This window comes from Bradyrhizobium sp. MOS001 (assembly GCF_004634465.1).
GTDB classification, from domain to species: Bacteria; Pseudomonadota; Alphaproteobacteria; order Rhizobiales; family Xanthobacteraceae; genus Bradyrhizobium; species Bradyrhizobium barranii.
In genome coordinates this window covers 43,127-54,896 of record NZ_SPVJ01000050.1, presented here as the reverse complement: position 1 = coordinate 54,896, position 11,770 = coordinate 43,127, and the positions used below count along the sequence as shown (strand labels likewise).

The window sequence follows — 11,770 nt, the reverse complement described above, 5'->3', positions numbered from 1 at the left end:
GACTGTTCGGGTTCAATGGACTAACGGACGGGGCACCTCTCTCACCCACGGCCTGCAACGACCTGGGGGTTTGCGGGCTCCCGTCCGTCACCGCAACGTCTACAATAGCAGACCTGCGGCGCTTCGACTTACAAGCGGTCTCCATCCGCGAGTCCAATTCTCATTGAATGCGCTGAAGCAACCCCTCATCCGGCGCTTCGCGCCACCTTCTCCCACAAGGGGAGAAGGAAGAAAGAGCGCAAAGAAATGGCCCCGCGAGGGGCCATTTCCATGATGTGTTACGCATCAATCCCAATGGTGACGGTGACCGCGCTTGACCACGACGACCCGGTCGTGATGGTGCCAGCCGCGATGCCAGCCGTGGTCGCGATGCTCGCGCATTTCGGCGCGGGCGCCGTAGCCATGATGGTAGCCGTTCTTGATCACCACCGTTTCGGCATTCGCCATCGTCGGTGCAACGATCGCGAGCGCGCCGAGAGCCGCAACCACATAACCAAGCTTCTTCAAGATGTCCTCCTCCAATGCAATGCACATGAGAACGGCGCATGTGTGCGAACGTTCCGGAGGAACTGGAAGAGAATTCTGAATGGATGTTCAGACAGAGCACGATTCGGAAAAGTGCGAAGCGGCTTTCCGAGCGATCATGCTCAAACGTGATGCTCAATCGCAGCGTTGCTGTGAAGGTGTCGGCGCGCCTGTCGCGACGTATTTGCCGTCCCTGATCGTGTACACACCGCGCTCGCTGCGATTGTAGATCGCGCGCAGGCTGCCATCCTTCGCCAGCAGCAGCCCGAATTCACGCGCCTGGTGCAGCGAGGGGAAGTAAACCATCACATTGAGCAGGCCCTCGGCTTCGACCGTGGCGGACACCACTTCGTTCTCGTCCCTGGCCTCGCCGAAATCGCGCCGGTACATCACCCGGCCGTCCTTCCTGATCTCGTAAGTCAACAGCGAGCCCTTGTCGCGGTCCGGCCGGGCCGCGCAATCGACTGCCCACGAGCCCAGCAGGCCCCATTGCTCGACCGTCGCCGCAAGCGTCTCGGCGCCGGCCGCTGGCGTGAACGCAATCCACAGCATCGCCGCCGCGATCCAGCAGCCCAGACAACGCGTCATGTCCTGAAAAACCCCGCCTCGAACAAGTCCAAGTGTAGCATCCCGCGCGCGATCGTCCACGCGAGCTGGCAATCGCGCGCGAATTTGATCCGCGTCAATGAGGCCGGTCGTATCAAGGGTAGGATGGCGCTCCCGAAGGCGAAGTTGGTGAGACCGATGCTGAATCAAGTCGTGGATTTCGCGGGCGAGGTACTGCCGGGGAGCTGTGCCGTGCCGCCTTATTCCGAGACCGCGTTCCTGGCCGAGCTGGGCGAGCGCTTGAGGTCCTCGCGCGCGCGGTGCGAGATGTCGCGCCGGGAGCTGGCCCGCCGCTCCGGGATTTCCGAGCGCTACATCGCCCAGATCGAGGCCGGCAAGGGCAACGTCTCGATCGTGCTGCTGCTGCGGCTGGCCTCCGCGATCCACGGCAGCCAGCCTCAGGTGGCCTAGAGCGAGCCTTAGGCGCGCTTCTCCACGTTGGCGCTGCGGGCCGGCACGCCGAACTCCTTGCGGCAGACCTCGGCCAGCACGGCGACGCCCTCACGGATCTGCTGATGCGAGGGGCTCGCAAAGCACAGCCTGAGCCGCGAGGAGGAATGGGGCTTGTTGGTCGACCATTCCGGCCCCGGATTGATCGAGACTCCGGCGGCGAGCGCGGCCTGATAGAGTTTCAGCGTATCGACCTGGTCGGGCAGCTTGACCCACAGGAAGATGCCGCCCTTGGGCTCCTCGAACTCGGCCGCCGTCCCGAACTGCTCGTTCAGCGCCTCCATCAGCGTATCGAGCTTGGTGCGCAGCGCCTTCGTCAGTGCCGGTACGTGGGTCGAAAAGTGCGGCTTGCAATAGGCGGCCAGCACCATCTGCTCCAGCGCGCCTGAGCCTGCATCCGTCTTCAGCGCCAGCATCCGCGACATCACATCCCAGGGCGCGACGATGAAGCCGACGCGCAGCGCCGGTGCGATCGATTTCGAGAACGAGCCGATATGGATCACGCCGCCGTTCGGGCTCATCGCGTGGATCGCCGGCGGTCGCTGTCCCGACCAGACGAGATCGGCGTAGCAATCGTCCTCGAAGATGGGCACGCCATATTCGGCCGCGAGCCGTACCAGTTCAGCGCGGCGGCTCTCCGGCATGATGCTGCCGGTGGGATTCTGCACGGTCGGGATGGTGTAAATGTACTTGGGCCGGATGCCGCGGCTCTTCAAATCGGCCAGCGTCGAGGCCAGCACATCCATACGCATGCCGTCCTTGTCGAGGGGGATGCCGACGACGTTGACCCCGAGCCGCGCCAGGCGGGTCAACGAGCCCTGATAGCTGTCCTGCTCGAAGATCACGGTATCGCCGCGTGTCAGCAGCGTTGCGTTGACGAGGTCGAGCGCCTGGAGCGAGCCGGAGACGATCAGGAGGTCGTCGACGGTGCAGTTGATGCCGGCGTCGCGCTTCAGTTTTGTCACCAGGAATTCGCGCAAGGGCAAATAGCCCTGCGGCCCGTGCGCCAGGCCGTAGGTCGCGAGCGAGCGGCCTTCCTTTTGCAAGGCGGAATTGGTCGCCTCGATCAGGCCGTCGAGCGGCAACTGCTCGGAGTCGTTGTTGCCACCGACAAAACTGTACTTGGCGAGGCCCGTCCAGCGCGCGGAAGGGGCCGGCAGCCCTGCGGGAAACAGGGGCGCGAAATCGAAGCTGGACGTCATGGGAGCGTTCCTCGTTTTGTTCTTGTTGAGCGACCGGCCTTGCGCCGGCGTGCCTTACTTCTTGCCGGCCGTCCTCGTCGGACGGCCTCTACTTCTTTGTGGCCGTCCGGGTCGGACGGCCCTGGCTGATGAAAGCGTAATGCGCATTGGCGACGCCGCCAACCATCAAGGCCTCGACCACGGGCTCGGCGATCTCGCCTGTTGCGGCCCAGTCGACAAGGAAATTGGCCCCGGTCCCCCCGCGCACATCGTCGGTCGGAATGAAGATCGAGACGGTGGCCAGAGGCTTCAGCGCCACCTGGCCCTTCAGGTAGGTCTCGACCTGCTTGCCTGCGGTGTCGAAATAGGCGATGCGTTTGACGATCAGCGGCTGGGTCTCGGAGGCGTTGTGAACGCTCAGCGTCACCGAGAAGTCGACACGTAGTTTGCCCTGGCTCATCGCAACGCTGGAATAGGCGGGCACATAGAACCCGCCGGAGACGGCGAGTTCCTCCTTCGGCAGTGTGGTGAGCGAATCGGCAAAGTTTTGTTCGATATTGACCTTGGATTGCGCGGCTGCGGGCGCGGCAGAGGCGAGGGGACATAGCAGCATTGCTGCGAAAAGCCCTGCTCGCATGTGACGAATTGCTCGCTTGCCGCGCCGCAACCTGGCCCTAGGGTGCGGCAAAACGGACCAATTTGGTATGCACGAACTCATTCGCGACATCACTCTCTGTATTCTGTTTGCCTGGATGCTGGGCCTGCTCGCCCATTTCTCCCGGCAGCCGCTGATCCTGGCCTACCTTATCGCCGGCTTCTGCATAGGTCCATTCGGTGCCGGCTGGGTCAAATCGCAGGAATCGATCAGCGTCATCTCCGAGCTCGGCCTGATCTTCATGCTGTTCATGATCGGGCTCGAGATCGACCTGAAGAAAATCGTGCGGGCGGGAAAGGTGATCCTGTTCGCGGCGGGCGGCCAGCTCATCGGCGGCTGCCTGCTCGGGGTGCTGTTCTTCGTCGGCATCGGCTTGTCGCTCGGCGGTGGGCATTTCGATGCGGTCTATCTCTGCGTCGCCTGCGCGCTGTCGAGCACCGTGATCATCGTCAAGGTGCTCTACGAGAAGCGCGAGCTCGACACGCTGCCCGGCCGCATCACGCTCGGTGTGCTGGTGCTCCAGGACATCTTCGCCATCCTGTTCCTGGCGGTGCAGCCGAGCCTCGCCAATCTCGAGGTCAGCGTCATCCTGCTGTCGATCGGCCGTGTCGCGGTGCTGGTCGCTGCCGCACTGCTGGTCAGCCGCTATGTGCTGCCGCGCCTATTCCATCAGATTGCCCGTCGCCCCGAGTTGATCCTGCTTGGCGCGCTCGCCTGGTGCTTCCTCGTCGCCGAGACCGCGGAGCGGCTCTCACTGTCGCGCGAGATGGGTGCGCTGATCGCCGGCGTCTCGCTGTCGACCTTCCCTTACGCCCTCGACGTCACCGCCAAGGTCACCACGCTCCGCGACTTCTTCATCACGCTGTTCTTTGTCGCGCTCGGCATGACCATTCCCGTGCCGGGCCTCTCCGTGATCGGGCTTGCCTTGATGATCGCGGCGTTCACGGTGGTGAGCCGCCTCGTCACCACCTTCGCCCCGCTCTACCTGATGAAGCAGGGCCTGCGCGCCAGCCTGTTGCCGGCCCTTAACCTCGCGCAGATCTCCGAGTTCTCGCTGGTGGTGATCCAGACCGGCGTCGCCGACCATCATATCGCGGCCGAAACGGCGAATGCGGCCTCCTTTGCCTTCGTGGTGCTGGCGGTGCTCTCGACCTTCGTGATGACCCGCAGCGACGAGATCACCCGCTGGGCGATCGGCCCCCTGAAGCGGATCGGCCTGCGCGACCTCGACCATGGCAACGGCCACGCCGAGGAGGGGCACGAGGGCGGCCACGGCGAGGCCCGCCGCATCGTCATCCTCGGCTTTTTCCGTGCGGCGAGCGCGCTGCTGGCCGAGATCGAACGGCAGGCGCCGGTGCTGCTCGAGCAGATCACCGTGATCGACTTCAATCCCAATGTGTACAAGACGCTGCTGTCGCGCGGCCTGCACGTGATCTATGGTGACATCAGCAGCGCCGACACGCTGCTCCATGCCGGCGTCGGCAAGTCCGAGATGATCATCCTCAGCGTGCCGGACGCCCTTCTCAAGGGCGCCAGCAACGAGAAGCTGGTCCGCCACGTCCGTACCCTCAACCCGACCGCCATGATCGTGGCCACGGCCGATCTTTTGTCGGATGTGAGCGAGCTCTACGCGGCCGGCGCCAGCTACGTCACGGTGACCCGGCTCAGCGACGCTCATGAGCTGTTTACCGTGATCGAAGCGGCCCAGGCTGGCCTGCTGGCCGACAAGCGGGCCGAGCTCGATGTCCGGCTCGGCGAGCGGCGCGAAGTGCTGCCCTGAAGGCGGCGCGGCCGCTTTCCGTCCGGGCCGTGTGCGCCTATATCCCTGGTATCTTCGGTGCAAGCCTTAGACCCGCGGGCCGGCCCGCCATCAGGCATATGCGGTTGCGTCCAGGACACTAGCGCTTGGGGCCAAGTCCGGCTAAGGCGTCCGGCGAAGCCTCCCGGCCATAACCGATAGAGATTGGGAAATGCCCGATAACGTTCAGGAAGTCTTGCAGGCCTTTGCCCGGGGTGAGCTCGTGGTCGTCACCGACGACGAGGACCGCGAGGGCGAGGGCGATCTGATCGTCGCCGCCTCGCTCTGTACCGCCGAGAAGATGGCGTTCATCATCCGCCATACCTCCGGCATCGTCTGCGCGCCGGTGACCACCGAGGACGCGCGCCGCCTCCGGCTCGATCCGATGGTGGCCCACAACGATTCCGCGCACACCACCGCATTCACGGTCTCGATCGACTACAAGCCCGACGGCGGCACCGGCATCTCGGCCGAAGAGCGCGCCTCGTGCTGCCGCGCGCTGTCCAATCCCAATGTCGGCGCCAACGATTTTGCCCGCCCGGGCCACATCTTCCCGCTGATTGCCAAGGACGGCGGCGTGCTCTTGCGCTCCGGCCATACCGAGGCCGCGGTCGACCTGTGCAAGCTCTCCGGCCTGCCGCCGGTCGGCGTCATCAGCGAACTCATGAACGACGACGGCAGCGTGATGAAGGGCGAGCAGGTCGCCCGCTTTGCGGCCCAGCACAAGCTCAAGCATGTCACCATCGCCGACATGATCGCCTACCGCCAGGTGCGCGAGAAGCTGATCGAGCGGGTCTCGACCTTCGTCACCGACAGCCCGATCGGGCCGCTTCAGGGCTATGCCTACCGCTCGCCGTTCGATTCCATCGCCCACGTCGCGTTCGTCTATAACGGCGTCGGCGACGGCAAGAACGTGCTGACGCGCTTCCACAAGCCCAACATCGTCAAGGACATCTTCACCGGCCATAAGCGCATGGCGGCAGTGCTCGAGCACTTCAAGAAGTCCGGCCGTGGCGTCTTGGTTTACCTGCGTGACGGAGCCGCCGGTGTCCCCGTTGCCCCGCTACCCGATGAGAGCGCGAGCGAGGCGGACCGCAACCGCCAGTGGCGCGAGGTCGGTGTCGGCGCGCAGATCCTGCGCGATCTCGGCGTCACCTCGATCCGCCACCTCACCTCGTCGGTGCACGACTACAAGGGCCTGTCAGGCTTCGGCATCGAGATCGTTGCCAACGAGCAGCTTGAAAGCTAGCGCTGTCATTCCGGGGGCGCGCGCTGCGCATCCCCGGGGTCCACGCAGAGCCATCCATCTGCAACGCAATTGCACTTGTTGCCGCGGCGCTTTACTTTGTCGGGCAAATTTTGACGGAACCAGACGAAAGGACGTTTCATGAGCGTGCGCCCTCAGACCAAGGACAAGCCGGCTGCGGCTTCTTTCCAATGGGACGATCCGTTCCTGCTCGACGAGCAGCTCACCGAAGACGAGCGGATGGTGCGCGACACCGCGCGCGCCTATGCTCAGGACAAGCTGCTGCCGCGCGTCACCAAGGCGTATCTCGAGGAGAAGACCGACCGCGAGATCTTCAACGAGATGGGCGAGCTCGGCCTGATCGGCATTACGCTGCCTGAGGAATATGGCTGTGCCAATGCGAGCTACGTCGCCTACGGCCTCGTCGCGCGCGAGATCGAGCGGGTCGATTCCGGCTATCGTTCGATGAACTCGGTGCAGTCCTCGCTGGTGATGTACCCGATCTACGCCTATGGCGACGAGAACCAGCGCAAGAAGTACCTGCCGAAGCTCGCCAGCGGCGAGTGGGTCGGCTGCTTCGGTCTCACCGAGCCCGACGCCGGCTCCGATCCGGCCGGCATGAAGACCCGCGCCGAGAAGGTCTCGGATGGCTATCGCCTGACCGGCAGCAAGATGTGGATCTCGAACGCGCCGATCGCCGACGTGTTCGTGGTCTGGGCCAAGTCGGCCGAGCACGACAACCAGATCCGCGGCTTCGTGCTGGAAAAGGGCATGAAGGGCCTCTCCGCGCCGAAGATCGGCGGCAAGCTGTCCCTGCGCGCCTCGATCACCGGTGAGGTCGTGATGGACGGCGTCGTGGTTCCCGAGGACGCGCTGCTGCCCAACGTGTCCGGCCTCAAGGGCCCGTTCGGCTGCCTCAACCGCGCCCGCTACGGCATCTCCTGGGGCGCGCTCGGCGCCGCCGAGGACTGCATGCACCGCGCCCGCCAGTACACGCTCGACCGCAAGCAGTTCGGCAAGCCGCTCGCCGCGACCCAGCTCGTGCAGAAGAAGCTGGCGGACATGGAAACCGAGATCGCGCTGGGCCTCCAGGGTTCGCTTCGCGTCGGCCGTCTGATGGACGAGGGCAAGTTTGCCCCCGAGATGATCTCGATCATGAAGCGCAACAATTGCGGCAAGGCCCTCGATATCGCCCGCGTCGCGCGAGACATGCACGGTGGCAACGGCATCTCGGCCGAGTACCACGTGATGCGCCACGTCCATAACCTCGAGACCGTCAACACCTACGAGGGGACTCACGACGTCCACGCCCTGATCCTGGGACGTGCGATCACGGGCATCCAGGCGTTTTTCTAGTCGCAGCGTTCTTCGGCCGCGGCTAGTTTGCTCCGCTGTCATCGCCCGCGAAGGCGGGCGATCCAGTATCCCAGAGACCTCGCCTTCGCCTCAGGCGCCGCGGCGTACTGGATACCCCGCTTTCGCGGGGTATGACGGCGAGGGTTGGGGCTGCAGTGCACAGGAAGTCCCATGTCCGACAACGACGACATCCCGTTCAACCGCAACTTTCCGCTCAGGGCCGGTGTCGTCGAGGAAGTCCGTCCCGGCGTGCGGCGCGTGCTCTGTAACAATCCGAGCCCGTTCACCTTCACCGGCACGGTCAGCTACATCGTAGGCCAAGGCAACGTCGCGATCATCGATCCCGGTCCGAACGACGAGGCGCACGCGGCGGCGCTGCTCGATGCCGTCAGGGGCGAGACGGTGAGCCATATCTTCGTCACCCACACCCATCGCGACCATTCGCCGAACACCGCGCGGATCAAGCAGGCGACCGGCGCGCCCGTCTATGCCGAGGGCCCGCACCGTGCCTCGCGCCCGCGCTTCGAGAGCGAGAAGCACAATCCGGAGTCCGGCGCCGACCGCGATTTCGCGCCCGATATCAGGATCGCCCATGGCGACGTCGTCGAGGGTGCCGGCTGGCGTCTGGAGGCCGTGGCGACGCCCGGCCACACCGCCAATCATCTCGCCTTCGCCTGGCCCGAACGGAAATTCAACTTCGTCGGCGATCACGTGATGGGCTGGTCGACGTCGATCGTGGCGCCACCCGACGGCTCGATGATCGACTACATGGAGTCGCTCGACCGCCTCGCCGCGCGCGAGGAGGATCTGTATTTCTCCGGCCACGGCCCGGAGATCCCGGACGGCCAGCGCTTCGTGCGCTTCCTGATCCGCCACCGCAAGGCGCGCGAAGCCTCGATCCTGCACCGCCTGGCCAAGGGCGAGGCCGATATCCCGACCATGGTGCGCGCGATCTATATCGGCATCGATCCCAGGCTGACGACGGCCGCCGGCTATTCGGTCCTGGCGCATCTGGAAGATCTGGTCGCGCGCGGCGTGGTGGCGACGGATGGCGATCCCGTGATCGGCGGTACGTATCGAATGGCGGGGGCCTAGCTTCTCGTCATTCCGGGCTGGATGCTGCGCATCGTCCTGGAATGACAGCGGGGCTACTTCTTCACCGTCTTCGCCGGTGCCTTCGGTGGCGCGACCAGCGTCTTCTTCACCGGTTTCAGCGCGTCGGCGTCGGCGGCGGTGTTGAGATCGTCGATGAATTTTTTGACGCGCGCGGCGTTGCTGCCGAGATCACTGTCGAAATAGCGCGACGCCGAGCGGATATCGACGCGGGAATCGTCACCATCGGGCACGACCCGGATCGAGATGTCCTCGCGGAACCCCATGATCGGCGTCCGTGCCACCGCCTCGATGCGGCCGATACGGCGCGGTGGCTGCGGCTCGCGCTCGTCGATGACGAGCCATTTGCGCTTGATGACGAGCTGGCGCGCGATCGCATAGGCCCGATCGACCGGGATCTCCAGCTCGATCGGCTCGATGTCCGGGTAGAACTGGCGCTGCTGCTCGGCCGAATAGAGGCCGGCATAGACCGCGGTGTTGGTGCCATCGCCGGTGCGCAGGTGCGCGAGCGCGTCGAAGCGCGGCGGGTCGATCGGGTTGGTGGTGATGTCGTAGATCGGCGGCAGCTTGCGGTATTGCAGGGCGAGATAAGCGGGATAAGCGAGGATCGCGCCGTTGATGAGGAAGGCGAGCAGGATGCGCCCCATGCCGCGCGAGCCGTTCTGCCAGATCGCGGCAAAGCCCGCGAGCCCAAACAGGATCGAGAGGCCGGCGATCGCGAGCCCGCCGAAGAACGTCATCAGCGCCGGTTTCATCTCCAGGAAGTCGAAGCGGACGATGATGATCGAGACCACCACCGCCACCACCGCGAACACGGCCAGATTACGCGCCCAGCTCGCGAGGCTGGACACGGGCTCCGACTGATAGGGAGCGGAAAACCTGCGGGCCATCGGGTGAAGCTCTGCCGGGGTTTTGGGCGATGTCGGCCGATTTGGCGCGACGATGGGCCGTTGAGACCACGGCCCGGGGGCAAATTCAAGGGTTCCGCATGCGCCCAGACCGTCATGCCCGGGCATAGCCGTCCGAAGGACGGCGTCGCTTCCACTCGCCTATGCCCGGGCATCCACGTTCTCCGTGCCGCGGGGCAAGGCGTGGATGGCCGGGACAGGCCCGGCCATGTCGTTATGGAGGCTTCAATGCGTCGAGCGCTCACGCCCTCCAGGGGAGGGCGGTACCGAGGGTTACGCCGCCGCGTTCGGGAAACGGTAATCCTTGAACTGGTCGCGTAGTGCGGTCTTCAGGATCTTGCCGGTCGCGGTGTGCGGAATGCCTTCGACGAAGGCGACGTCGTCGGGCATCCACCATTTGGCGATCTTGCCGTCCATGAACTTCAGGATGTCCTCGCGGCTGGCCTGCTGGCCCTGCTTGAGCTGCACGATCAGCAGCGGCCGCTCGTCCCATTTGGGATGATAGATGCCGATGACGGCGGCCTCCGCCACGGCGGGATGGCCGACCGCGAGGTTTTCGAGGTCGATCGAGGAGATCCACTCGCCGCCGGACTTGATCACGTCCTTGGAGCGGTCGGTGATCCGCATGTAGCCGGCCTCGTCGATGGTCGCGACGTCACCGGTGTCGAAGAAGCCTTCCTCGTCGAGGATGTTGCTGTCGACACGGTAATAGGCCTTGGCAACGGCGGGGCCGGAGACCTTGAGACGGCCGAAGGTCTTGCCGTCCCAGGGCAGCTCCTTGCCGGCATCGTCGGCGATCTTCATCTCCACCGCAAAGGGCGCATAGCCCTGCATCTGAAGCACGTCGAGCCGCGCCTCACCGGTCGCATTCTGGAACGGCGGCTTCAGCGCCGCGACGCTGCCGATCGGGCTCATCTCGGTCATGCCCCAGGCGTGGCGCACGTTCGAGCCCATGTCGAGGAAGGCCTTGATCATCGAGCGCGGCATCGCCGAGCCGCCGCAGATCACCATCTTCAAAGCCGGCAGCTTCAGATTGTTGGCGGCCATGTGCTGCAGCAGCATCAGCCACACCGTGGGCACGCCCGCCGTGTGCGTCACCTTCTCGGTCGAGAGCAGCTCGTAGACGGAGGCGCCGTCGAGCTTGGCGCCGGGCATGACCAGCTTGGTGCCTTGCGAGGGGGCCGAGAAGGCGATGCCCCAGCTATTGGCATGGAACAGCGGCACCACCGGCAGCATTGTCTCGGACGCGCTGGTGCCGAGCGCATCGACATTGTTCGCCATCAGCGCGTGCAGCACGTTGGAGCGATGCGAATACAGGACACCCTTCGGATCGCCCGTGGTGCCGGATGTGTAGCACATCGCGGCGGCCGTGTTCTCGTCAAAGTCCTTCCATTCGAACTTGCCGTCGGCCTCCGCGATCCAGTCCTCGTAGGCGACCACGTTCTTCAGCGTGGTCTCAGGCAGATGCGCCTTGTCGGTGAGCACGACGTAGCGTTCCACGCTTGGCAGCTTGTCGGCGATCTTCTCCAGGACCGGAACGAAGGTGAGGTCGGTCATCACGATGCGGTCCTGCGCATGGTTGATGATCCAGGCGATCTGCTCGGGGAAAAGGCGGGGATTGACGGTATGGCAGATGGCGCCGATCCCCATGATGCCGTACCAGACCTCGAGATGGCGCCAGGTGTTCCAGGCGATCGTTGCGACACGGTCGCCGAGCTTGATGCCGTCTCGCTCCAGCACCTGCGAGACCTTGAGCGCCCGCTTGTGGATTTCGCCGTAGGTGGTGCGATGGATCGGTCCCTCGACCGATCGCGTAACGACCTCCTGCTTGCCATGAATCTTGGCGGCGTGTTCGATGATCCGGTGGCAGAGCAGGGGCCAATCTTGCATCAAACCAAGCATTCAGACATTCCTCCGAGGTGGGCTGGACTT

The 11,770-nt window shown here is 64.7% G+C and carries 11 protein-coding genes; 5 read left to right on the top strand and 6 right to left on the bottom strand.

The window, feature by feature from the left end; translation table 11 throughout:
* Positions 1-285: 285 nt before the first annotated feature.
* Positions 286-507 carry a hypothetical protein gene (locus CT676_RS36525; RefSeq protein WP_071917652.1) on the bottom strand — a complete coding sequence of 74 codons (222 nt, stop codon included), beginning with the start codon at positions 505-507 and terminating at the stop codon, positions 286-288.
* 153 nt (positions 508-660) lie between these two features.
* Positions 661-1,113, bottom strand: coding sequence for a hypothetical protein (locus CT676_RS36520; RefSeq protein ID WP_085401302.1), 453 nt, complete (start codon positions 1,111-1,113; stop codon positions 661-663).
* 156 nt (positions 1,114-1,269) lie between these two features.
* Here CT676_RS36520 and CT676_RS36515 point away from each other — a divergent pair, with 156 nt between their 5' ends.
* A complete protein-coding gene (locus CT676_RS36515) occupies positions 1,270-1,542 on the top strand; it encodes a helix-turn-helix domain-containing protein (protein ID WP_135216540.1) in 273 nt (90 codons plus the stop codon).
* 8 nt (positions 1,543-1,550) lie between these two features.
* On the opposite strand, the gene CT676_RS36510 is transcribed toward CT676_RS36515, so the two are convergent.
* Together CT676_RS36510 and CT676_RS36505 are read right to left on the bottom strand one after the other, a co-directional pair.
* A complete protein-coding gene (locus CT676_RS36510) occupies positions 1,551-2,783 on the bottom strand; it encodes a PLP-dependent aminotransferase family protein (RefSeq protein WP_028158083.1) in 1,233 nt (410 codons plus the stop codon).
* An 88-nt stretch (positions 2,784-2,871) separates the two neighbouring features.
* Complete coding sequence (locus tag CT676_RS36505; RefSeq protein ID WP_085401301.1) at positions 2,872-3,399, bottom strand: DUF3124 domain-containing protein; 528 nt, start codon at positions 3,397-3,399, stop codon at positions 2,872-2,874.
* Between the two features lie 67 nt (positions 3,400-3,466).
* On the opposite strand from CT676_RS36505, the gene CT676_RS36500 reads away from it, so the two are divergent.
* The 4 genes from CT676_RS36500 to CT676_RS36485 all read left to right on the top strand — a co-directional run bounded on the left by CT676_RS36500 (position 3,467) and on the right by CT676_RS36485 (position 8,912).
* Positions 3,467-5,197 carry a cation:proton antiporter gene (locus tag CT676_RS36500; protein WP_085401300.1) on the top strand — a complete coding sequence of 577 codons (1,731 nt, stop codon included), beginning with the start codon at positions 3,467-3,469 and terminating at the stop codon, positions 5,195-5,197.
* Positions 5,198-5,387: 190 nt separating this feature from the next.
* Complete coding sequence (ribB, locus tag CT676_RS36495) at positions 5,388-6,464, top strand: 3,4-dihydroxy-2-butanone-4-phosphate synthase (protein WP_028148219.1); 1,077 nt, start codon at positions 5,388-5,390, stop codon at positions 6,462-6,464.
* Between the two features lie 138 nt (positions 6,465-6,602).
* Complete coding sequence (locus CT676_RS36490; protein WP_028148218.1) at positions 6,603-7,817, top strand: acyl-CoA dehydrogenase; 1,215 nt, start codon at positions 6,603-6,605, stop codon at positions 7,815-7,817.
* 171 nt (positions 7,818-7,988) lie between these two features.
* Complete coding sequence (locus tag CT676_RS36485; protein ID WP_167768286.1) at positions 7,989-8,912, top strand: MBL fold metallo-hydrolase; 924 nt, start codon at positions 7,989-7,991, stop codon at positions 8,910-8,912.
* Positions 8,913-8,965: 53 nt separating this feature from the next.
* On the opposite strand, the gene CT676_RS36480 is transcribed toward CT676_RS36485, so the two are convergent.
* Positions 8,966-9,820 (bottom strand): DUF1499 domain-containing protein, encoded by an 855-nt coding sequence (locus CT676_RS36480; protein WP_135216538.1) that lies wholly within the window; start codon positions 9,818-9,820, stop codon positions 8,966-8,968.
* 291 nt (positions 9,821-10,111) lie between these two features.
* Positions 10,112-11,740 carry a fatty-acid--CoA ligase gene (locus CT676_RS36475; RefSeq protein WP_135216537.1) on the bottom strand — a complete coding sequence of 543 codons (1,629 nt, stop codon included), beginning with the start codon at positions 11,738-11,740 and terminating at the stop codon, positions 10,112-10,114.
* Positions 11,741-11,770 lie beyond the last annotated feature (30 nt).